Here is a 19,591-nt window from a genome sequence, read left to right as displayed (position 1 = left end):
TCCTTCCGGCAATGAGGTCGAAATATCGTCCGCTGGCGACGGCCGGCCTCGGCTTATCGTCTGATGATGATGTTGTTGTGTTGACCGGTGATCCCCGACGCAATGGTCGGTCGGGACCCGGTGACGGCAATCTGGAACAATTCCACCATCAGGTCCAGTCGATTTGCATTGTTTCATCGATCAGTTTATCTGATCGACATCATGGTGACGCTGCGCCAGCTCCGCTATCTTTCCGCGCTCGCCCGCCACGGCCATTTTGGCCGGGCGGCGGAGGCCTGCGCGGTGACCCAGCCGGCGCTGTCGATGCAGATCAGCGATCTGGAACGCCGGCTCGGGGTCAAGGTGGTGGAGCGCCGCCCCGGCGAGGTGATTCTCACCGATGCCGGGCGCGAGATCGCGCGGCGCGGCGACGCGGTGCTGACGGCGTCGCGCGATCTGGTGGATTTCGCCCGGCATCGCGCCGCGCCACTGACCGGCCGGCTGACGCTCGGGGTGATCCCGTCGTTGGCGCCCTATCTGCTGCCGAAGATCCTGCCGCAGCTGCAACGCCAGTTCCCGGAGCTGCGGCTGGAGCTGCGCGAAAGCCAGACCAGGCAGCTGGTCGGCGAGATCAAGAGCGGGGTGCTGGACGCCGCGCTGCTGGCGCTGCCGGCCGGCGACGACGAGCTCGATGCCATCGCGCTGTTCGAGGATCTATTCCTGCTGGCGGTGCCGGCCGATGATCCGCGGCCGGAGACGGTGCCGGTGGCGGTGGGGGCGATCGACCAGTCACGGCTGATCCTGCTCGAGGACGGCCATTGCCTGCGCGACCAGGCGCTGGCGTTCTGCGCCACCGCGCGGCGCCAAGGCGGCGCCGCCAGCGCGATGGCATTCGGCGCCTCGAGCCTGACCACGGTGATCCAGATGGTCGCCGGCGGCTATGGGACGACGCTGATTCCGCAGATTGCCGCCGAGGTCGAGCGGCGCGATCGCCGGGTGAAATTCCTCAGCCTGCAGGCGCCGCAACCGGGCCGGTCGATCGGCCTGGTGTATCGCCGCACCTCGCCGCGCAAGGCGGATTTTTCGGCGCTGGGCGAGGTGGTGAAAGCCTGCGTGCGGGCCGCCGACAGCCCGCCAGCGCAGGGCGCGGCGGACCGGCGGCCGGCTCAGAACCGGACCGACAGCGCCAGCGAGCCGTAAAGCGACGAGGATTTTTCCTGGGTGGTGTATTCGCGCGAGCGGCGGATCACCGTGGCGGTGGCGCCGAAGCCGTCCTGGTTGAACAATTCGGCACCCGCAATCAGGTCATAGACGAACACCTTGCGGTCGACGCTCAGGCTGTCCTCGAAGGTGTTGCCGTCGAGGAAGACGTTGTGGGCCACGCCACGGGCCTGGGCGCCGGCGAAGACGTCGAAGCCCCAGAACGGCGCGTCGGGATTGCGGCTGATGAAATTGGCGCCCGAAATGCCCGGGCGCATCACCGTCGGTCCCCAGGTGGTGGACAGCGAGCGGCCGAACCGGGCGATCGCGCCGGCCTCCCCATAGGTGAAGACATTGCCGCCGGTGAAGCCGATCGACGGGATCAGGTCGACGCCGTAACCGCCGCCGAATTCGCGGCCGAATTTCCAGCGCCGATCCCAGGCCACCAGGAAGCCGGGCTCATTGTGCAGCTCATAGCCGTTGATATAGGGCTTGGACTGCCCGAGCAGCTGGTGGAACGAGCTCTGGACCGCATTGGCGAGCGAGGCCGAGCCACCGACCGCGCCGACCTGGAATTCGAACGAATCGAGCTGACGGCCCGCGGTTTCCTGGGCGATGTTGAAGCCGGTATAGAGCCAGCCGCCGAACGGCCGGTCGACGCCGGGGATGCGCGGGGTGGTCTGGCTGATGTGGTCCGGGGTGTAGATGCTCTGGGCCAGCGCGATCCATTCAAACTGCTGCTTGATCGGCCCGTCCGGGGCGCCGAAGGTGATCAGTCCCGGCCGCACCAGATTAAACGCCTTGCCGGCCATCAGGTCCTTGGAGAAATTATCGAACACGAAGGAGAGGCGGAAACCGTCGCTGTAATCGCGATCGGTGTCGCCGATGGTGTCGTTCTCCCAATTGAACACCGCGCGCTGCGCCAATGCGCTGCTGGACGCCAGCACGGTGGCGGCCATCACGGCAATCCGAGCCCAACCCAACCGCATTCCCGTTCTCGACATGTTCGATCCTATGACAAATTGACGCTGCACTCGCGCATGAGCGAGTTCAAGCGCAAAACTCAGGCATCGGCTGCGCCGGGCGTTTTGCGGCGCAGCCGTGTCCAGCCCGCCACATCGGCGCCGGTGTCGCAGCGCCATCGGCTGCGAGGGGAGTAAAATAATACCGTGCCATCGCGACCAAGATCGCCCGGTCTCGTCGCTCAGCGCCGCCGCTCGGCGCGGCTGAAATTGCTGAGATGGCCCTCGCGCGCGGCGCGGGCGCGGGCCGATTGCACCATCCCGGCACTTTTGCCCGGCGCGGCGGGGCGCGAGATCAGCCGCGTCATTTTCCGGCCGTCGCAAGAGGGGCAGCGCGGCTTCTCCGACAGGCCCAGCAGCAGCTCGACGTCGCTGTCGCAATCCGCACAATGAAACCCGTAAAGCGGCATTGAAGCACCTCTGATGGGCGATCGGGCATGAACTACGCGATCAGGTCGGTAGTCGGCGCAATCGCAAGCCGTGAATGACGACGGCCAAGCAGGAATCGGACCACGCCTGCCGACTGCAACTGACGACGACCAATGCGCTGCGTTTGTGAAACGTGCCCCGGACGCAGTGCAACGCGCCGCGCTTGCGGCGTGGTGCACTGCAGAGCCGGGGCCCCGGTGTTGTAGGCGCCGGAAGCGGGGTCCCGGTTCTGCGGAGCAGCACGGAGCCTGTGCTCGGGCCGCGCGAAGCGCGGACCCGGGCGTGCTGCACCGCGCCCGGGACACGGGGGCTTAGAGGTTGGCTGATGGGCCGGTTAGCGCTTCAGGGCGGCGGTGGGGTCGGCGCCGAGGCCTGGATTGATCGACAGCGCCGCGCCGGCGCTGCCGCCGGCCTCATAGGCGGTCATCGACACCGTGCGGCCGGTGCCGCGCGTGGCGCGCAGCTTGAGGTCGAGCTTGGCGAATTCGTCGTCGACCACCGCGGATTTCAGCACCACGAGGCCGCGGCCGGCGCCGTCATTGACCTTGTCGCGCGCCGCTTTCATCGCCATCAGCTTGTCGGCGATCGACACCACCATGCCGAAGCTGAAGGAGGCGTTGGCGAGATGGCGGTCCTGATGCCGGAAGCGGCGATAATCCGCACTGGTCTTGTAGCGGCCGAGTTCGGCGCGCACCGCGGCGTCGACCAGCTCGGTGAGATAATGCGCGACCTCGATGTCGGAACGCAGCCCGAAATACACATAGCGGTTCTCGCCGGCGGGATTCTTTTCGCGCCAGACCCGGCAATCGCAAAAATGCGCGATCGCGCCGACGCAATCGTCGAGCGGAATCCGCTTCTTGCGAAACGTCTCAAAGCTGATCTGCTCGCACGGGGTGTCGCGGAGTTCGACGTCGCTCAGCGACAGATCGTGCCGGTCGAGTAGTTCGGCGACCTTGGCGGCCGCCGAAAGCGCCTCCTCCTCGGTGCAGCCATTGGCGATGGTCTTGCCGCGCAACGCCTGGATCCGGGTCTTGAGCTTGTCGAGCGCGGCAAGATGGGTTGGGCTGGACACCGATAACTTTCCCTGAAAATCGTGAGTGCGGTGAATGCCCGCGCCGCCGCCGGTTCAGCCGCCCGACGCATTTACCAAAGCCAGCAATTCCTGGCCATAATGTTCCAGCTTCTTGTCGCCGATGCCCGCAATGCCGCGCAGCTGCGCCAGTGTGGTCGGCCGCGCCGCGGCGATGCCGTCCATGGTGGCGTCGTGCAGCACCACATAGGCCGGCACGCCGCGGGTGCGCGCCACCTCCGAGCGCCAGGCTTTCAGCCGGGCGAACAGATCCGGATCGCCGGCGCCGCGCGCAGCAGCCGGGGCCAGATCGCCGCGCCGCGATGTCGCCCGTGGCGGGCGGGCGCGGACGATCTGCTCGCGCAGCATCACCGCGGTCTCGCCCTTCAGCACGCCGCGCGAACTATCGGTCAGCGTCAGCGCCCCATAGGCCTCGCTGTCCGGCTTGAGATGGCCCAGCGCCACCAATTGCCGCATCACCGCGCGCCATTGTTTCTCGTTGAGATCGGCGCCGATGCCGAACACCGACAATTTGTCGTGGCCGAACTGGGTGACCTTGTCGGTGAGCCGGCCGATCAGCACGTCGATCAGATGCATGGCGCCGAAGCGCTGGCCGGTGCGATAGGCGCAGGACAACAGCTTTTGCGACGCGACGCTGCCGTCCCAGACCTTCGGCGGGTTGAGGCAATTGTCGCAATTGCCGCAATTGGCCCCGGTGGTCTCCTCGCCGAAATAGCCGAGCAGGCGGTCGCGCCGGCAATGCGTGGTCTCGCACAGCCCGACCAGCGCATCGAGCTTGCCGATCGACACCCGCTTGAAGGCTTCGGCGCCGTTGGATTCGTCGATCATGCGGCGCTGCTGCACGATGTCGCTCAAGCCATAGGCCATCCAGGCGTCGGACGGCTTGCCGTCGCGGCCGGCGCGGCCGGTCTCCTGGTAATAGGCCTCGATGCTTTTCGGCAGATCGAGATGGGCGACGAAGCGCACATCGGGCTTGTCGATGCCCATGCCGAACGCCACGGTGGCGACGATGACGATGCCGTCCTCGTTGATGAAGCGGTCCTGGTTGCGGGCGCGCGTGGCGGCGTCGAGCCCGGCGTGATAGGGCAGCGCGTGGATGCCGAATTTGGTCAGGGTCGCGGCGGTGTCGTCGACCTTGGCGCGCGACAGGCAATAGACGATGCCGGCATCGCCGGCATGGCGGTCCTCGATGAAGGCTTTGAGCTGCGCCGGCGCGCTCAGTTTGTCGACGATCTCGTAGCGGATATTGGGGCGATCGAAACTGGCGACGAATTGCGGCGCGTCGGCGAGCCCGAGCCGCTCGACGATCTCGCGGCGGGTGAGATCGTCGGCGGTGGCGGTCAGCGCGATCCGCGGCACCTCGGGGAATTTCTCGGCGATCGCCGACAGCCCGATATATTCCGGGCGGAAGTCGTGGCCCCATTGCGACACGCAATGCGCCTCGTCGATCGCAAACAGCGCGAGTTTCGCGCGACCCAGCATCGCCAGGCAGCGCGGCGTCAGCAGCCGTTCGGGGGCGACATAGAGCAGGTCCAATTCGCCGGCGAGCAATTGGCTCTCCACCGCATTGGCCTCGTCCCAGGACAGCGACGAATTCAGCACCGCGGCCTTGACCCCGGCCTCGAGCAGGCCGGCGACCTGGTCGCGCATCAAGGCGATCAGCGGCGACACCACGATGCCGCAGCCCGCGCGCAGCAGCGACGGCAATTGGTAGCACAGCGATTTGCCGCCGCCGGTCGGCATCAGCACCAGGCAATTGCCGCCCGATGTGACGTGGCGGACGATCTGTTGCTGGCTGCCGCGAAAGCCCGGCAGGCCGAACACGTGGTTGAGCACCGACAGCGCGCGAGCGTCGTCATCGGGATCGGGGCGGCGGGCGGGATGATTCATCGGGTGGGGCGTTCGGACAAGACCATGGCGCAGCATACAGCAGGGCAGAGATTCGCCGCAGCGCTTAATCGGGAGCGCGGTCGATAAAGTCAACCGCGCGAGGCATTACGAGCCGGGGGCGGCACGCCGACAGGCTCCGCAAAACCATCGAGGGGCTGCGTGCACTTCGTCCCTGGATTGCTTCGTCGCAAGAGCTCCTCGCAATGACGAAAGCCGAGGCGATTCGCCAGCCCTGATTCGCCCACCCGCCGAGATCCGCCGTGCATGTTCCCGCGTCGCGCCGCGGTTGGGACGACAACGTGTCGCGCCAGGCCAAGGCCTGCGATGAAGCTTTCGTGACACGGCGCGCGGAACGTTGACGGACAATGTTGGTTTTTCCGGCAAGCGACAACAACGTGACGGAGAATGAAATGCGAAAGTTGATCCTGGCAGCATTGGCGGTCGGCGCGATCGGTGGCTCGCAATTGATGAGCACTGCACCGGCGCAGGCAAGCGTCACCTATCCGTACTGCATACAGGGCGCGCAGGGCGGCTATCCGGGCGATTGTAGCTACCGCAGCTTCACCGATTGCATGCGTACCGCGGACGGCAAAGGCGGCAATTGCGTGGCCAATCCGCGCTATGCGTATTGGGATGGCCGGTCGAACGGCCCGATGGATTGGTGATCGGCGCGACCGAGTGCCGCGACATTCGTCAACATTGATATGGCCGGGCTTGTCCCGGCCATATGCGTTGATGAGTGACGCCGTCACAGCAGCCGGGTCGCGTGTTCGCCCCAATATTTGTCGCGCAGCAGCCGCTTGTAGAGCTTTCCGGTCGGCAGCCGCGGCAGTTCATCCTCGAAATCGATCGAGCGCGGCACCTTCTGCCGCGACAGCGATTGTCCGCAAAACGCGATCAGCTCCGCGGCCAGATCGGGGCCGGGCTCGACGCCGGGCATCGGCTGCACCACCGCCTTGACCTCCTCGCCGAGATCGTCATTCGGCACGCCGAACACCGCGGCGTCGGCAACCTTGGGATGGGTGATCAGCAGGTTCTCGCATTCCTGCGGATAGATGTTGACGCCGCCGGAGATGATCATGAAGCTGGTGCGGTCGGTGAGATGCAGAAAGCCGTCTTCATCCACATAGCCGACATCGCCGACCGTGCTCATGCTGCCGTCGGGCGAGCGGGTCTCGGCGGTGCGTGCCGGATCGTTGAAATATTCGAACGGCGTCGCGGTCTTGAACCAGATCTGCCCCGGCGTCAGCGGCGGCGACGGCTTCATGCCGTCGTCGAGAATGTGCAGATCGCCGAGCATCACCCGGCCGACGGTGCCGCGATGCGCCAGCCATTCGGCGCTGTCGCAGGCGGTGAAGCCCAGCCCCTCGGTGGCGCCGTAATATTCGTGGATGATCGGCCCCCACCATTTGATCATGTCTTCCTTGACCTGCGGCGGGCAGGGCGCGGCGGCATGGACCGCGGTCTCCAGCGTCGAGATGTCGTAGCGGTTGCGGACCGCGTCAGGCAGTTTCAGCATCCGCGAGAACATTGTCGGCACCAGCTGGCTGTGGGTGACCTTGTAGTGCTCGACCAGCTCGAGATAGCGCTCGGGATCGAAGCTCTCCATGATGATCGCGGTGCCGCCGGTGCGGATGACGAGGCTGACGGCGGCCTGCGGGGCGGAGTGATACAGCGGCGCCGGCGACAGATAGATCATGCCATCGCGATAGCGCCACAGCTTCTGCAGGAACAAAAACAGCGGCAGCGGCTGCGACGGCGGCTGTTCCGGCAGCGGCCGGACGATGCCCTTCGGCCGCCCGGTAGTGCCGGACGAATACAGCATCGGGGTGCCGAGGCTTTCATCGGCGATCGGAGTGTCGGGCAGGTCGCGCGTCGCCTCGGCGAGGCCGACGATGCGCGCGCTTTCGCCCGGCCCGTCGACCACGATGCACAGCGTCACATCGGGGCAATCCTTCAGCGCCTCGCGGGCGATCGCGAGCTTGGCGGTCGAGGTGATCAGCACGCGGGATTCGGAGTTGGTGAGGATATAGGCCAGTTCGCTCGGCGTCAGATAGGAATTGACGCAGGTGTAGTACAGGCCGGCGCGCTCGCCGGCGCCGCAGGCTTCCAGATAGCGGTTATTGTTCTCCATGAAGATCGAATAATGGTCGAGCCGCTTCAGCCCGGCCTGGCGCAGCAGATGCGCGAGCCTGTTGGCGCGGGCCTCGAGCTGCGCATAGGTCACGGTCTCGCCGCTCGAGGCCATGATGAAGGCGGGCTGATCGGGGCGGGTCTTGGCGTGAATGCCGGTATACATGCGGGCCTCCTTCGGTTAGGCGGCGAGGGCGAGGATTTCGCGCAGCTGCGCGGGGCCGTCGATCGGGCGCGGATTGCGCGGCACCCATGGGGTGCCCATCGCCTGGTTGGCGATGCGCTCGAAATGTTCGGGGCCGACCTTCACCTCGTGCAACGAGCGCGGCATGCCGAGGCCGCGGATCAGCGCGTCGAGCACCTCGCCGGCATCCTTGCCGGGGTGGCCCATGGCGGCGGCGACCAGCGCCTGGCGCTCGGCATTGGCGGGCTTGTTCCAGCGCATCACCGCCGGCAGCATGATGCAGGAGGTGTGGCCATGCGGCACGTCGAACACCGCGCCCAGCACATAGCCGATGCCGTGGCTAGCGCCCATCGGCACGCCGCTCACCAGCGCCCCCATCGACAGCCAGGCGCCGAACTGACAATCGAGCCGCGCCTGAATATCGTAAGGGTCGGCCTTCACCCGCGGCAGCGCCCGCGACAGCAGCGCCAAGCCTTGCAGTGCCTGGGCGTCGCCATAGGGCTGGGCCTCGCGCGAGCAGATCCCCTCGACGCAATGATCGACGGCGCGGATCCCGGTCGACAGGAACAGCCATTCGGGGGTGTGCACGGTGAGGGCCGGATCGAGAATCACGGCGCGGGGCATTGCCAGGGGATGGGTCAGCCGCTCCTTGACCTGGGTCGCCTCATTGGTGATGCCCGCGGTGGCGCTGAATTCGCCGCCCGAAATCGTGGTCGGCACGCTGATCTGCCGCACCGTGGGGGCGATCGGCGCGGCGATGCCGCGGATGCGGTCGATGTCATCGACGCAGCGGATGTCGTTGGCGAGACAAATCTGCACCGCCTTGGCGCCGTCGGTGACCGAGCCGCCGCCGATTGTGACGATCAGATCGGCCTTGGCGGCGCGCGCCATCTGCGTGGCGGCGATTGCCGCGGCGCGCGGTGTATGCGCCGGCATCGTGTCGAACACCGCCACGCAGCGCTCGCCAAGCGCGTCGCGGATGTTGGTGATTTCGTCGGTTTGCCGGTTCAGCGTGCCCGACACCATCAGCAGGGCGCGACTGGCGCCGATCCGGTCGATCTGGCCGACAATCGCGGCCGCGGCCGGTTGGCCGAATACGACTTCCTCCATGGCGCCGAACACCACGCGTCCCGTTTGCACGTTATTTTCTCCCCGATGAGCCCGTCTGTTGCGAGGCATTAGCGTCAATCTAGATGGCCCGCCGCGTTGCGTGAACAGAAAAATCGTCGCGGGGCAAGGGGGCGGAAAGCGGCGGCGAGAGGAGCAAGGGGCGGCAAGAGGCGACGACGGGCGGCTGCGATGATCAGGCGGGCCGTGCAGAGCCTCATGGTGAGGAGCGCGCCTCTTCGCCCGCGTCTCGAACCATGAGGCGGCGATCCCTCATCCTTCGAGACGCGGCCAAGTGGCCGCTCCTCTGGGTGAGGGATCCGGCCAGATGCGACATTTGGCTGATACGCTCGAAAACGGGGTTGTGAAGCGGCGCCCCGCATGGTGAATGCGGCAGGACAGCAGCGGGAGACATGGCATGACCAGGGCGGTGCTCGGCATTATCGGCGGATCCGGAATTTACGACCTGCCGGGGCTGGAAGACGTCCGCGACGAGGCGATCAAAAGTCCGTGGGGCGAGCCCTCGGCGCCGGTGCGCCACGGCACCATCGCCGGGCTGCCGATCGTGTTCCTGCCGCGCCACGACAAGGGCCACCGGCTGTCGCCCTCCGACATCAATTACCGCGCCAATATCGACGTACTCAAGCGCGCCGGGGTCACCGACCTGATCTCGCTGTCGGCCTGCGGCTCGTTCAAGGAGGAGCTGCCCCCCGGCACCTTCGTGCTGATCGACCAATTCGTCGACCGCACCTACAAGCGCGAAAGCTCGTTCTTCGGCAAGGGCTGCGTCGCCCATGTGTCGATGGCGCATCCGGTCTCGCCGCGGCTGCGGATTCACCTCGCCGCCGCCGCCGAGGCCGAGGGCATCGCCTATTCGCGCGGCGGCACCTATCTGTGCATGGAAGGCCCGCAATTCTCCAGCTATGCCGAAAGCATCACCTACAAGGATCTCGGCTATTCGGTGATCGGCATGACCAACATGCCGGAGGCCAAGCTCGCCCGCGAGGCCGAAATCTGCTACGCCAGCGTGGCGATGGTAACGGATTTCGATTGCTGGCATCCCGACCATGACGCCGTGACGGTGCAGGACATCGTCCGGGTGCTGACCAGCAATGCCGAAAAGGCCAAGAGCCTGGTGGCGCGCTTCGCCCAGGAATTCCCGCGCGAGCACGAGGAATGCCCGATCGGCTCCGACCGCGCGCTCGACACCGCGATCATCACCGCGCCGGAATATCGCGATCCGGAACTGCTGAAGAAACTCGATGCGGTGGCGGGGCGGATTTTGAAAGCTCAAGGATAGCAGGGGAATTCTGGCGCGAGGCAAAACCATGATTGAGCTCAGTCAAAATGCGCAGAATGAACTACGCAAACTGTCCGCCGATTTTGTCAGCAACCTCGGCGTGGGCGTCATCGCTGCTGGCGTGTTCGCCCCTGGACTTTCACTGCTTTCGACCAATCCCCTGCTGTCCAGAAATGCCTTTTTGTTCGTCGGCGCAGGTTGTGTCGTCCTTGCCTTCCTCTTACATCTCATCGGGAGAGGCATTTTGAGGAAGGTCCGATGAACACCGAGATCTATCTCCTGACCGTCCCCGGGATGGTGGTGATTGCCGCGCTTATTCTATTCTGGCATGTGAATCGTGTCGGTGGCGGATAGCGACCACAATCGTAACCCAAGTTCGGATCGTTGGCGTAAAGTACCATGAAGGTCGATGGCAAGCATATTCGCAGCATCTGGCTCGAGCCCGACGGCGTCACCGTGGCGGCGATCGATCAGCGCCGGCTGCCGCATGAATTCGTGGTGGCGAAGCTGGCGACCTGCGCCGACGCCGCCGAGGCGATCCGCGCGATGCTGGTGCGCGGCGCGCCGCTGATCGGCGCCACCGCGGCCTATGGCATGGCGCTGGCGATGCGCGAGGACGCTTCCGACGCCGCGCTCGATCGCGCTTACGACACGCTGCTGGCGACGCGGCCGACCGCGATCAATCTGAAATGGGCGCTCGACAATATGCGCGCCGTGCTGCGGCCGCTGCCCGCGGCCGAGCGCGCGCGCGCCGCCTATGCCCGCGCCGGCGCCATCGCCGAGGACGACATCGCGATCAATCAGGGCATCGCGCATAATGGCCTTGCGCTGATCGAGGCGATCAGGGCGACCAAGCAGCCGGGCGAGCGCGTCAATGTGCTGACCCATTGCAATGCCGGCTGGCTCGCCACCGTGGATTGGGGCACCGCCACCGCGCCGATCTATCTGGCGCATGACAATGGTATCGACCTGCATGTCTGGGTCGACGAGACAAGGCCGCGCAATCAGGGCGCCTCGCTGACCGCCTGGGAACTCGGCCATCACGGCGTCAAACATACCGTGATCCCCGACAATACCGGCGGCCATCTGATGCAGCACGGCATGGTCGATCTTTGCATCGTCGGCACCGATCGCGTCACCGCCGATGGCGACGTCTGCAACAAGATCGGGACGTATCTGAAAGCGCTGGCGGCGCGCGACAACAATGTGCCGTTCTATGTGGCGCTGCCGTCGCCGACCATCGACTTCACCATCCATGACGGCATCGCGGAAATTCCGATCGAACAACGCGAGGCCGCCGAAGTCACCCACATGACCGGGCGCACCGATGACGGCCGGATCGAAACCGTGCGCGTAGTGCCGCAGGGATCGCCGGTGGCCAATTACGGCTTCGACGTGACGCCGTCGCGGCTGGTCACCGGGCTGATCACCGAACGCGGCGTGCTGAAGCCCGCGCGCGCCGCGCTGGCCGCGGCGTTCCCCGAGCGCGTCGTGCGTCGTCATGACGCGGTGAGCGACGCGCTGTAGCCCCAACGCTTCGATATTGCTGCGGCGATCGGGCGGCGCGTGCTAGGCTGGCCCGATCGGACCAGCGAGGATATCGCCCCATCATGAACGACCACACGTCGAAATCGCCGCCCGAAACGCCACGCTACGAGCCGGAGATCATTCCGCCGGACGCCAATTATGATCCGTCGCGCAGCCGCGGGCCGTTCCAGGACGGCTTCAGTCAGCGCATCTACGTCGCCCGAATGGGACCGCTTGGATTCATTGGCCTGGCGGCGCTGGTCGGCGTGGTGATCGCCGTGGTGCTGGTGGTGCTGCTCGGCGCGTTCCTGCTGTGGATCCCGATCGTCGGCCTGCTGGTCGGCGCCGGCCTGGTCGCCGGCGTGGTGCGGCATTTCAAGGGCGGCGGCAACAGGTAGTGCTTCTTGGTGCGCGCGCATGAGGCCGGGCGTCTCGGGCGGCGAAATTCGTTCTGACACGCAACAGCAAATCACCTACACCGATCTCGGGCTCCCGCCATCCGAGCGCCGCGAGGGAGATCGTCTGTCGCGGCGCCAGATCGGCACCACAGAGAAGCACACATGACTCATTCGACGGTTCGCGGCCTCGCGCTGGCTATTTTCGTCACCCTGCCGGCGCTTGCCCTGGCGGCTGACAAGACGCCGGATCTCAAGGGCAAATGGGTCGGCGTGTCGCATTCGATCGTGGTCGGCAAAGGCGGCCACTGGCCGGCCGGTGCCGGCACCTTCGACAATCCCGGCCGCGCCGAGAAGGATCTGGTGATCGAGATCAAGGGCCAGGACCAGCGCCGCTTCTGGGGCGTCACCACCCTGTCGGGCAAGGGCGACAAGACCACCGAGCCGTTCATCGGCGCGCTGTCTAGCGACAATAGCGGCACGTTCCTGATCGCCGATACCGACGGCTATCTGCAGGGCAAGTTCGACGGCGACAAGCTCAGCTTCTGCTACGCCCACACCGGCGCCGCCTCGACCGTGGTGAGCTGCTCCGACGCCACGCGCGCGCGCTGAGTACCCCGTCGCCGTGTCCCGGGCACGATGCGGCACAACGTGCCGCTTCGCAGAACCGGGACCATCGCAAACGCTGCGTGCCGTCAAGGCCCGGCTTAGCAGCGCACCACGCCGCAACATGCGGCGCGTTGCAGGCGCCGCTTGCTACGCCGCCGGCAAGGTTGGAATCTTTGCCAGCTCCTTGCGGAGCAGCTTTTCGGCAATATGCAGATCATAGGCGCGCTGCAGGTCGATCCACAGTTCCGGGCCGTTGCCCAACAGCTTGCCGAAGCGCAACGCCATCGCCGGCGAAATCGGCTGGCGCTCGCCGAGAATGTCGAACAGGGTCTGGCGCGAAATCCCGAGCAGGCTGGCGAGCTCGGCCTTGGTTTTGCCAAGCGCGGGCAACACATCCTCGCGCAGCATCTCGCCGGGATGGATCGGCGTCAGGCCCTTGAGCAATGGATTTTTCGCCATCAATGGTAATCCTCGAGATCAACGTCGATCGCGTCTTCGCCGTCCCAGCCGAAGGTGATCCGCCAATTGCCGGACGCGTCAACGGCGTAGCGGCCCTTGTCGCTTCCCTTCAGCAGATGAAACTGCAAGCCCGGCAGATTCATGGCCTCGGGCGTTCTGGCCGCGTAGTACGGTAATCCTAAGATCGGTCCCTATGGGCACGGCGCAATCCCGATTGCTGCGTCATGCGCGGGCTTGACCCGCGCATCCATCAACGTCGCAAGATGATTTGCTTGAAGTGGATGGATTGCCGGGGCAAGCCCGGCAATGACGTCAAAGGAACTGTGCTTTGGCAACGATTGTTTCTGATGCACAGAGGCGCGGCGGCATTGATGCCGCCGCGCCTCTCATGCGATCGATCTCAGTCCTTGCGCTTCCACCCGGTGACCATCGCCTTGACCAGATTCTCGCGGTGTTCGAAGCTGACCAGCAGCACGCCGGCGACATGCAGGGCGATCAGCGCCACGGTGGCGTTGGCGAGCAGCTCGTGGAGATCCTCGACCCATGCCGAGCCCCAATAGGCGCGGGTGGTCATCATATAGCCGGTGACGCAGCTGCCGCCGATCATCGCGATCAGCGTGAGGATCATCGCCGCGCCCGCCGGGGTATGGCCGAGATAGCGCTTCGAGCGCAGCCGCACGGCGTCGCGCAGATTGGTGATGACCTCGCGCGGCGGGCGCACGAAATTGGCAAAGCGGGCATGGCGCGGGCCGACCAGGCCCCAGACGATGCGCAACACCAGCAGCGCCGCGATGGTATAGCCGGCGGCGATGTGGACCCGCTCGATCTCATCGCCGGTGGCATAGGCCAGCGCGAAGGCCGCAACCAGCGACCAGTGGAACAGGCGCACGACGCCGTCCCAGACCTTGACTGAAGCCGGCGCCTCGCCGGCTTCGCGTGTGACATCCACAATGGTCATCGGCTGGTCCTTACAACTTGCCGACAATGCTGCCATTGGTCGGATCGACGAACAGTTCGACCTCGGCGCCGGCCTTGTCGATGCTGTAGAATTCGCCGCAGGCCTTCTTCACCTTGCCTTTTTGCACCTTGTAGCCCTGGGCTTCGACCTTGGCGCGCAGCTCCTGCACGCTGAGCCACTGGCTTTGCGGCGCCGCGGTGCAGGGCTTGCCCCAGCTGTCGGCGCGGGCGGCGGAAGTAGCGAGCAGCGCGGCTGCGGTGACGATGAGGGCGATGTTGCGCATGATAAGTCTCCGATGATGCCCGGCGCACAATGCGCCCGGCGATGCATCGATCCTGCGCCATGGCGGCTGACGGCAGCCTGTTGGCCACTGTCAGCGAACCGTCAGGCGGCTGCTACACGGCGTGGCCGACCAGCGCGCCGATCGCCGCGCTCGCCGCCATCGCCAGCGCGCCCCAGAACGTCACCCGGAAGGTCGGCTTCCAGATGCCGGCGCCGCCGACCCGGGCGCTGACCGCGCCGAGCACCGCGAGGCAGACCAGCGAGCCGCCGGACACCACCGCGGAGGTCCATCCGGCCGGTGCGGTAAACACGATCGCCAACGGCAGCGACGCGCCGACCGCGAAGGTCGCGGCCGAGGTCAGCGCCGCCTGCACCGGGCGGGCCACCACATGGGCGGACAGCCCCAATTCGTCGCGGGCATGGGCCGCGAAGGCGTCCTTGGCGGTCAGCTGCACGGCGACCTGACGCGCCAGCGCGGGCTCGATGCCGCGGTCGATATAGATCGTTGTCAGTTCGTCGAGTTCGCTGTCGGGTGACTCGGCCAGTTCGCCGCGCTCGCGCACCAGATCGGCGGCTTCGGTATCGGCCTGCGAGCTGACCGAGACATATTCGCCGGCGGCCATCGACATCGCGCCGGCGACCAGTCCGGCAATGCCGGCGATCAGTACCTCGCTCGACGATGTCGCCGCGGCGGCGACACCCACCACCAGGCTGGCGGTCGAGATGATGCCGTCATTCGCCCCCAGCACCGCGGCGCGCAGCCAGCCGATGCGTTCGATCAAATGGTTCTCGCGATGGATCGGATGCATGGCCGGCCTTTGTTGGTGGTTGCGTTGGCGAGATCCGATCAGAGGTCCACCCTATGATCGGCGAGTTGAGATCGTTTACCGCAGAGGCGATGCGCTTGAAATCGAAGAGTACCGTCATTCCGGGGCGCGAGGCCGCAGGCCGAGCGAACCCGAATCTTGCAACGGTCTGTGACGTTGCGCCGCCGTGCCTTGCCGCGAGATTCCGGGTTCGCGCGCAGCTTGCGCTGCTCGCGACCCGGAATGACCCGCGGTTGGCGCATCAGCCGAGTTAAACGTTGCTAGCACGTTCAATCGTCGTCCTCGAAGATGCCGCGCTCGGCCTCTTTGTGGCAGGCTTTGCAGTCGCCCTTGAATTTGGCGCCGGCGCGCGCCAGTGCCTTCGGCGCGACGCGGTCGCGCTTTTCGTGCTTGCGCTTCCACATCGGCAGCTCGGTGATGCGGGCCGGCACGGTGTCGGGCGACAGGCCGCGCAGGATGTAGCGGTCGGCGGTCTCGGCTGAATTTGCCGTGAGGTAATCGGCGATGTGCTTGACCGACGCGGCGTCGAGTTCGGCATTGTCGCCGAAATGATCGCCGAGCCTGGCGGTCATCGCCGCCCACGACCGCGCCGGCAGCAGGCCGGCCGGATAGACCATGTGGCAGGCGCCGCATTCCTTGGCGACGAGCTGATCCTTGACCGGCGGGATCATCAGGCCATCGGCCGCGGCGGGCACGGCCAGCAGCGCCACCGGGATCATCACGAGCGAAAGCTGTCGGAAGTTCATAACGTCGTCCTCATTGCGTCAGGAGAAATGTCAGGAGGTCGGATTTTTCCGCCGCGGTGCAGGCGCGGCCGAGCACGTCGCGGCAATTGCGCTTGAACCACTTCTCCACATTGGCGGCGTCGCCAAAGCGGGTCGGCGTCACCGACGGCGACATCGCGTCGATCGGCTTGCCGGCGCGGGTCTGGCCCGGGCGGGTCAGATCGGCGGAATGGCAGGTGATGCAGGACGAGGTCTCGGCCTTGCCGCCGCTATGCGACGAGAAGAACATGTCGCGGCCGCGTTGCGCCGACGCCGCGGTGAAGCCCGGCTCGGTGGCGGCGGCGGACAGGTAGGAATCCAGCACGGCCTGTTGCGCCGGGCTGATTCCGGCGGCCCAGGCGGTGGTCGCAAGTAACAGCAAGGCGGCGGCATTCGATGCGCTGCGGGTCATGGCGGTCCGATCTCCTAGGCGGGGAGGAGAGGCCCCGCGGCATGTCCTCCATCACCAGGCCGGCGGCCTACGGTCATGGCTGTCAGCTGATGGCTGGTTCCGGCACCATCCCATGGCCGAGCTGACGACGGTCTGACCGGCCTTGTCAGCGTCCTGTCAGCTTGCCGGCGCGGGGGCGGGACGGCGGCGCTTGATCCATGTCAGCGAGCTGTCAGGCCGGCTTCGCCATAGTGGCGAGCGAACCAGGATCGGCGCCCTCATGCATCTGCGTATTCCCAGCTTTCGCACTGTCCTTGCCGCCGGATTGCTGCTCGGCACCGCCGGCCTGCCCGGCGCCACCATGGCGGATCCGCACGATCATTCCGATCGCCGCGATCATCATGGCGGGCGCGGGGACCATGACGGGCGCGCCGATCATGACGCGGTGCGCGCGGCGGTCGAGCAGGGCGAGATCAAGCCGCTCGCCGACCTGCTGGCAATGGTCAAGGACAAGCTGCCCGGCGAGATCACCGGCGTCGAGGTCGAGCGCAAGCACGATCAATGGATGTACGAGTTCCGCGTCATCGCCAAGGACGGCCGGCTGTTCAAGGTCTATGTCGACGCCAAGAGCGGCGACATCAGACGCACGAAAGAAAAGTGATGCGTGTGCTGGTGGTCGAGGACGATTCCAGAATCGCGGCCGACCTCGAACGCGGGCTGCGCGCGGCCGGCTATCTGGTGGAGATCGTCGGCGACGGCGAGGAGGCCTGGTTTCGCGGCGACACCGAGGATTATTCGGCGATCATTCTCGATCTCGGCCTGCCCGGCATGGACGGCCTGTCGGTGCTGAAACGCTGGCGCGGCAATGATCGCCGCATCCCGGTGCTGATCCTGACCGCGCGCGGCAGCTGGGCCGAGCGGGTCGACGGCATCGACGCCGGCGCCGACGATTACTTGCCGAAGCCGTTCCGGATGGAGGAATTGCTGGCGCGGCTGCGCTCGATCGTACGGCGCTCCGCCGGTCACGCCTCGTCGGTGATCAGCATCGGCGATATCGTGTTCGACGAACGCCAGATGAAGGTGATGGTGCGCGGCGTGCCGGTGGCGCTGTCGCCGCTGGAATATCGCCTCGCCTGCTATCTGGTGCTGCATCGCGGCCGCGTCGTCTCGCAGCACGAATTGAGCGAGAACATCTACGGCCAGGACGACGCCCATGATTCCAACGCCATCGAGGTGCTGATCGGGCGGGTCCGCAAGAAGCTCGGCAGCGAATTGATCGAGACCCGGCGCGGCTTCGGCTACATCGTGGCGGGTGCCGAGGAATGACGCGCCATTCGCTGCGGCTGCGGCTGATCGCCGGCGGCGCGGCGGCGATCCTGATCGCGCTCAGCCTGGCCGGCGTCGCGCTGACCATCCTGTTCGAGCGGCACGTCACCCGCACCATCGTCGACGACCTCGACGTCCACCTCAAGCAGCTGCTGGCCGGCATCACGATCGGGGCGGACGGCCATCTGGAAGTGGCGCAGCCGCCGGTCGATCCGCGCTTCGCCGATCCGCTGTCGGGACTGTATTGGCAGGTCAGCGACGACCGCGGTCAATTGCTGCGCTCGCGCTCGCTATGGGACACCACGCTGCTGGCGCCGATGGACGATATCGGGCCGGGCGCGGAGCACCATCACCAGATCGGCGGCCCCGGCGGCGCCCGGCTGATGATGGTGGAACGCCAGGTCAGCCTGAGCAATGGCGGCCAGGCGCTGCCGATCCGGGCCGCGGTCGCGGTCGATCTGGCGCGGGTGTCGGCGGCCGGCATGGCCTTCGCCAGGGATCTGATGGTGGCGCTCGGCGTGCTCGGCCTGGTGCTGGCGCTGGCCACCTCGGTCCAGGTGATGCTGGGGCTGCGGCCGCTCGGCGCGCTGCTGCACGGCATCGCCGACATCCGCTCGGGGCGCAACCGCCGGCTGCCGACCGCGGTGCCGTCCGAGGTGCTGCCGCTGGTCGAGGAGGTCAATGCGCTGCTCGCAGCCCAGGAGCAGGAGATCGAACGCTCGCGCGGCCGCGCCGCCGATCTCGCCCATGGGCTGAAGACGCCGCTGGCGGCGCTGGCTTCCGACGCGGGCCGGCTGCGCGAGCGCGGCGAGACCAGATTGGCCCAGGATATCGAGGCGGTCGGCGAGGCGATGAGCCGGCATGTCGACCGCGAGCTGGCGCGCGCCCGGCTGCGCGGCGCCACGCGCGGCGAGATCGTCCCGGTGGCGCTGGCGCCGCTGGCGCGCTCGCTGGTCACCATCCTGTCGCGCACCCCCGCCGGCCAGCACATCGATTTCGCGATCCAGGTGGATGACACGCTGTCGCTGCCGCTGGACCGCAGCGATCTGGCCGAGGTGCTGGGCAATCTGCTCGACAATGCCACCCGCCACGCCAAAGCGCGGGTCCGGATCAGCGCTGGCCACGGCGCCGGCGGCGCCTTTGTCTGCATCGAGGACGATGGCTGCGGCGTGGCACCGGCGGCGCGCGACGCGGTGCTGGGCCGCGGCATCCGGCTCGATCAGCGCGGCGGCGCCGGCCTCGGCCTGTCGATCGTCCAGGATGTGCTGGAGGCCTATGGCTGGAGCCTGCGGCTCACCGATTCGGAGCTTGGCGGGCTGAAAGCCTGCTGCGGCCCCGCCGACTGAGCGCCGGCGCAGGGCAATCGCTGGAAGTTTGCGGTCGCCACGAGGATCACCCTCCCCTGGAGGGGGAGGGTCGCTCGCGCAGCGAGCGGGGTGGGGTGGCGAAGAGTTTATCCGCCGTGCCCGCGGCTCACCCCACCCGGCTTCGCTGCGCTTCGCCGAGGCGAGCCCTGGCGTGCACCGCGCTTTGCGCGGCACCCGCCGACCCTCCCCCTCCAGAGGAGGGTGAAGAAAGCTCCGATGTAATCACCGGCGAAAATCCATCTGCGATAGGCTTGGGGCGCCCCTTGGCGCGGTTGGGGCCGGAAATCTTGCGTTCGATGGCCCGGTCGCTATATCGGGGCCATCCCTTTCCTTTCAGATTGAGCGGATTTCC

At 66.6% G+C, this 19,591-nt stretch carries 23 protein-coding genes; 10 read left to right on the top strand and 13 right to left on the bottom strand.

The window, feature by feature from the left end:
- Positions 1-201: 201 nt before the first annotated feature.
- Positions 202-1,179, top strand: a complete 978-nt coding sequence (locus RBJ75_RS18690; RefSeq protein WP_044407950.1) for a LysR substrate-binding domain-containing protein — start codon at positions 202-204, stop codon at positions 1,177-1,179.
- On the opposite strand, the gene RBJ75_RS18685 is transcribed toward RBJ75_RS18690, so the two are convergent.
- From RBJ75_RS18685 to recQ, 4 genes are all read right to left on the bottom strand, one after another.
- On the bottom strand, positions 1,146-2,138 hold the full coding sequence (locus RBJ75_RS18685; RefSeq protein WP_044407897.1) for a lipid A deacylase LpxR family protein: 993 nt from the start codon (positions 2,136-2,138) through the stop codon (positions 1,146-1,148). The genes RBJ75_RS18690 and RBJ75_RS18685 overlap by 34 nt on opposite strands.
- Before the next feature lie 245 nt (positions 2,139-2,383).
- On the bottom strand, positions 2,384-2,611 hold the full coding sequence (locus RBJ75_RS18680) for an FmdB family zinc ribbon protein (RefSeq protein WP_044407900.1): 228 nt from the start codon (positions 2,609-2,611) through the stop codon (positions 2,384-2,386).
- Between the two features lie 353 nt (positions 2,612-2,964).
- Positions 2,965-3,702 (bottom strand): DUF2786 domain-containing protein, encoded by a 738-nt coding sequence (locus tag RBJ75_RS18675; RefSeq protein ID WP_044407903.1) that lies wholly within the window; start codon positions 3,700-3,702, stop codon positions 2,965-2,967.
- Positions 3,703-3,756: 54 nt separating this feature from the next.
- Positions 3,757-5,610, bottom strand: a complete 1,854-nt coding sequence (gene recQ / locus RBJ75_RS18670; protein ID WP_044407906.1) for a DNA helicase RecQ — start codon at positions 5,608-5,610, stop codon at positions 3,757-3,759.
- Positions 5,611-6,020: 410 nt separating this feature from the next.
- Here recQ and RBJ75_RS18665 point away from each other — a divergent pair, with 410 nt between their 5' ends.
- Positions 6,021-6,275, top strand: a complete 255-nt coding sequence (locus RBJ75_RS18665) for a DUF3551 domain-containing protein (RefSeq protein WP_044407953.1) — start codon at positions 6,021-6,023, stop codon at positions 6,273-6,275.
- A gap of 83 nt (positions 6,276-6,358) precedes the next feature.
- On the opposite strand, the gene RBJ75_RS18660 is transcribed toward RBJ75_RS18665, so the two are convergent.
- Positions 6,359-7,909, bottom strand: coding sequence for an AMP-binding protein (locus tag RBJ75_RS18660; protein ID WP_044407909.1), 1,551 nt, complete (start codon positions 7,907-7,909; stop codon positions 6,359-6,361).
- 15 nt (positions 7,910-7,924) lie between these two features.
- Positions 7,925-9,067, bottom strand: coding sequence for an iron-containing alcohol dehydrogenase (locus RBJ75_RS18655; RefSeq protein WP_173427325.1), 1,143 nt, complete (start codon positions 9,065-9,067; stop codon positions 7,925-7,927).
- Between the two features lie 385 nt (positions 9,068-9,452).
- Between RBJ75_RS18655 and RBJ75_RS18650 the strand changes: the two genes are divergently transcribed.
- From RBJ75_RS18650 to RBJ75_RS18630, 5 genes are all read left to right on the top strand, one after another.
- A complete protein-coding gene (locus tag RBJ75_RS18650; RefSeq protein ID WP_044407914.1) occupies positions 9,453-10,334 on the top strand; it encodes an S-methyl-5'-thioadenosine phosphorylase in 882 nt (293 codons plus the stop codon).
- A 28-nt stretch (positions 10,335-10,362) separates the two neighbouring features.
- Positions 10,363-10,596, top strand: coding sequence for a hypothetical protein (locus RBJ75_RS18645; protein ID WP_044407917.1), 234 nt, complete (start codon positions 10,363-10,365; stop codon positions 10,594-10,596).
- A 137-nt stretch (positions 10,597-10,733) separates the two neighbouring features.
- The gene (gene mtnA / locus RBJ75_RS18640; protein WP_044407920.1) at positions 10,734-11,861 is read left to right on the top strand and encodes an S-methyl-5-thioribose-1-phosphate isomerase; all 1,128 of its coding nucleotides are present in this window, start codon (positions 10,734-10,736) and stop codon (positions 11,859-11,861) included.
- Between the two features lie 83 nt (positions 11,862-11,944).
- Positions 11,945-12,259, top strand: coding sequence for a hypothetical protein (locus RBJ75_RS18635; RefSeq protein ID WP_044407923.1), 315 nt, complete (start codon positions 11,945-11,947; stop codon positions 12,257-12,259).
- Positions 12,260-12,421: 162 nt separating this feature from the next.
- Positions 12,422-12,868 carry a hypothetical protein gene (locus RBJ75_RS18630; protein ID WP_044407926.1) on the top strand — a complete coding sequence of 149 codons (447 nt, stop codon included), beginning with the start codon at positions 12,422-12,424 and terminating at the stop codon, positions 12,866-12,868.
- A 144-nt stretch (positions 12,869-13,012) separates the two neighbouring features.
- Here RBJ75_RS18630 and RBJ75_RS18625 read toward each other — a convergent pair whose 3' ends face one another.
- The 7 genes from RBJ75_RS18625 to RBJ75_RS18595 all read right to left on the bottom strand — a co-directional run bounded on the left by RBJ75_RS18625 (position 13,013) and on the right by RBJ75_RS18595 (position 16,567).
- Complete coding sequence (locus RBJ75_RS18625) at positions 13,013-13,324, bottom strand: HigA family addiction module antitoxin (RefSeq protein WP_044407929.1); 312 nt, start codon at positions 13,322-13,324, stop codon at positions 13,013-13,015.
- On the bottom strand, positions 13,324-13,467 hold the full coding sequence (locus tag RBJ75_RS18620) for a type II toxin-antitoxin system RelE/ParE family toxin (protein ID WP_080900934.1): 144 nt from the start codon (positions 13,465-13,467) through the stop codon (positions 13,324-13,326). The genes RBJ75_RS18625 and RBJ75_RS18620 overlap by 1 nt, the downstream gene beginning before the upstream one ends.
- A gap of 257 nt (positions 13,468-13,724) precedes the next feature.
- The gene (locus RBJ75_RS18615) at positions 13,725-14,282 is read right to left on the bottom strand and encodes a cytochrome b/b6 domain-containing protein (protein WP_044407932.1); all 558 of its coding nucleotides are present in this window, start codon (positions 14,280-14,282) and stop codon (positions 13,725-13,727) included.
- A gap of 10 nt (positions 14,283-14,292) precedes the next feature.
- Positions 14,293-14,565, bottom strand: a complete 273-nt coding sequence (locus RBJ75_RS18610) for a PepSY domain-containing protein (RefSeq protein ID WP_044407935.1) — start codon at positions 14,563-14,565, stop codon at positions 14,293-14,295.
- A 112-nt stretch (positions 14,566-14,677) separates the two neighbouring features.
- The gene (locus RBJ75_RS18605; RefSeq protein WP_044407938.1) at positions 14,678-15,373 is read right to left on the bottom strand and encodes a VIT family protein; all 696 of its coding nucleotides are present in this window, start codon (positions 15,371-15,373) and stop codon (positions 14,678-14,680) included.
- A gap of 287 nt (positions 15,374-15,660) precedes the next feature.
- On the bottom strand, positions 15,661-16,137 hold the full coding sequence (locus RBJ75_RS18600; RefSeq protein WP_052628859.1) for a diheme cytochrome c: 477 nt from the start codon (positions 16,135-16,137) through the stop codon (positions 15,661-15,663).
- A 10-nt stretch (positions 16,138-16,147) separates the two neighbouring features.
- The gene (locus RBJ75_RS18595) at positions 16,148-16,567 is read right to left on the bottom strand and encodes a DUF1924 domain-containing protein (RefSeq protein ID WP_044407940.1); all 420 of its coding nucleotides are present in this window, start codon (positions 16,565-16,567) and stop codon (positions 16,148-16,150) included.
- Between the two features lie 259 nt (positions 16,568-16,826).
- Here RBJ75_RS18595 and RBJ75_RS18590 point away from each other — a divergent pair, with 259 nt between their 5' ends.
- From RBJ75_RS18590 to RBJ75_RS18580, 3 genes are read left to right on the top strand one after another with little or no spacing between them, the layout of a single operon-like run.
- Complete coding sequence (locus tag RBJ75_RS18590) at positions 16,827-17,207, top strand: PepSY domain-containing protein (protein WP_044407942.1); 381 nt, start codon at positions 16,827-16,829, stop codon at positions 17,205-17,207.
- Positions 17,207-17,872: a response regulator transcription factor gene (locus tag RBJ75_RS18585; protein WP_044407945.1), complete on the top strand. Its 666-nt coding sequence runs from the start codon at positions 17,207-17,209 to the stop codon at positions 17,870-17,872. The genes RBJ75_RS18590 and RBJ75_RS18585 overlap by 1 nt, the downstream gene beginning before the upstream one ends.
- Positions 17,869-19,218, top strand: coding sequence for a sensor histidine kinase (locus RBJ75_RS18580; protein WP_044407948.1), 1,350 nt, complete (start codon positions 17,869-17,871; stop codon positions 19,216-19,218). The genes RBJ75_RS18585 and RBJ75_RS18580 overlap by 4 nt, the downstream gene beginning before the upstream one ends.
- The last annotated feature ends 373 nt before the right edge of the window (positions 19,219-19,591 follow it).

The organism is Rhodopseudomonas sp. BAL398, from assembly GCF_033001325.1.
Classification (GTDB): domain Bacteria; phylum Pseudomonadota; class Alphaproteobacteria; order Rhizobiales; family Xanthobacteraceae; genus JARJEH01.
Note: the sequence above shows the minus strand (reverse complement) of the source record. Positions and strands in the feature narration are given on the sequence as shown.

Excerpts from the sequence above, each read along its gene's own strand:
- RBJ75_RS18690 (WP_044407950.1), top strand. The coding sequence starts at position 202 with ATGGTGACGCTGCGCCAGCTCCGCTATCTTTCCGCGCTCGCCCGCCAC.
- RBJ75_RS18685 (WP_044407897.1), bottom strand. The coding sequence starts at position 2,138 with ATGGCCGCCACCGTGCTGGCGTCCAGCAGCGCATTGGCGCAGCGCGCG.
- RBJ75_RS18680 (WP_044407900.1), bottom strand. The coding sequence starts at position 2,611 with ATGCCGCTTTACGGGTTTCATTGTGCGGATTGCGACAGCGACGTCGAG.
- recQ (WP_044407906.1), bottom strand. The coding sequence starts at position 5,610 with ATGAATCATCCCGCCCGCCGCCCCGATCCCGATGACGACGCTCGCGCG.
- RBJ75_RS18665 (WP_044407953.1), top strand. The coding sequence starts at position 6,021 with ATGCGAAAGTTGATCCTGGCAGCATTGGCGGTCGGCGCGATCGGTGGC.
- RBJ75_RS18660 (WP_044407909.1), bottom strand. The coding sequence starts at position 7,909 with ATGTATACCGGCATTCACGCCAAGACCCGCCCCGATCAGCCCGCCTTC.
- RBJ75_RS18650 (WP_044407914.1), top strand. The coding sequence starts at position 9,453 with ATGACCAGGGCGGTGCTCGGCATTATCGGCGGATCCGGAATTTACGAC.
- RBJ75_RS18645 (WP_044407917.1), top strand. The coding sequence starts at position 10,363 with ATGATTGAGCTCAGTCAAAATGCGCAGAATGAACTACGCAAACTGTCC.
- mtnA (WP_044407920.1), top strand. The coding sequence starts at position 10,734 with ATGAAGGTCGATGGCAAGCATATTCGCAGCATCTGGCTCGAGCCCGAC.
- RBJ75_RS18635 (WP_044407923.1), top strand. The coding sequence starts at position 11,945 with ATGAACGACCACACGTCGAAATCGCCGCCCGAAACGCCACGCTACGAG.
- RBJ75_RS18630 (WP_044407926.1), top strand. The coding sequence starts at position 12,422 with ATGACTCATTCGACGGTTCGCGGCCTCGCGCTGGCTATTTTCGTCACC.
- RBJ75_RS18625 (WP_044407929.1), bottom strand. The coding sequence starts at position 13,324 with ATGGCGAAAAATCCATTGCTCAAGGGCCTGACGCCGATCCATCCCGGC.
- RBJ75_RS18620 (WP_080900934.1), bottom strand. The coding sequence starts at position 13,467 with ATGAATCTGCCGGGCTTGCAGTTTCATCTGCTGAAGGGAAGCGACAAG.
- RBJ75_RS18615 (WP_044407932.1), bottom strand. The coding sequence starts at position 14,282 with ATGACCATTGTGGATGTCACACGCGAAGCCGGCGAGGCGCCGGCTTCA.
- RBJ75_RS18610 (WP_044407935.1), bottom strand. The coding sequence starts at position 14,565 with ATGCGCAACATCGCCCTCATCGTCACCGCAGCCGCGCTGCTCGCTACT.
- RBJ75_RS18605 (WP_044407938.1), bottom strand. The coding sequence starts at position 15,373 with ATGCATCCGATCCATCGCGAGAACCATTTGATCGAACGCATCGGCTGG.
- RBJ75_RS18600 (WP_052628859.1), bottom strand. The coding sequence starts at position 16,137 with ATGAACTTCCGACAGCTTTCGCTCGTGATGATCCCGGTGGCGCTGCTG.
- RBJ75_RS18595 (WP_044407940.1), bottom strand. The coding sequence starts at position 16,567 with ATGACCCGCAGCGCATCGAATGCCGCCGCCTTGCTGTTACTTGCGACC.
- RBJ75_RS18590 (WP_044407942.1), top strand. The coding sequence starts at position 16,827 with ATGCATCTGCGTATTCCCAGCTTTCGCACTGTCCTTGCCGCCGGATTG.
- RBJ75_RS18585 (WP_044407945.1), top strand. The coding sequence starts at position 17,207 with ATGCGTGTGCTGGTGGTCGAGGACGATTCCAGAATCGCGGCCGACCTC.
- RBJ75_RS18580 (WP_044407948.1), top strand. The coding sequence starts at position 17,869 with ATGACGCGCCATTCGCTGCGGCTGCGGCTGATCGCCGGCGGCGCGGCG.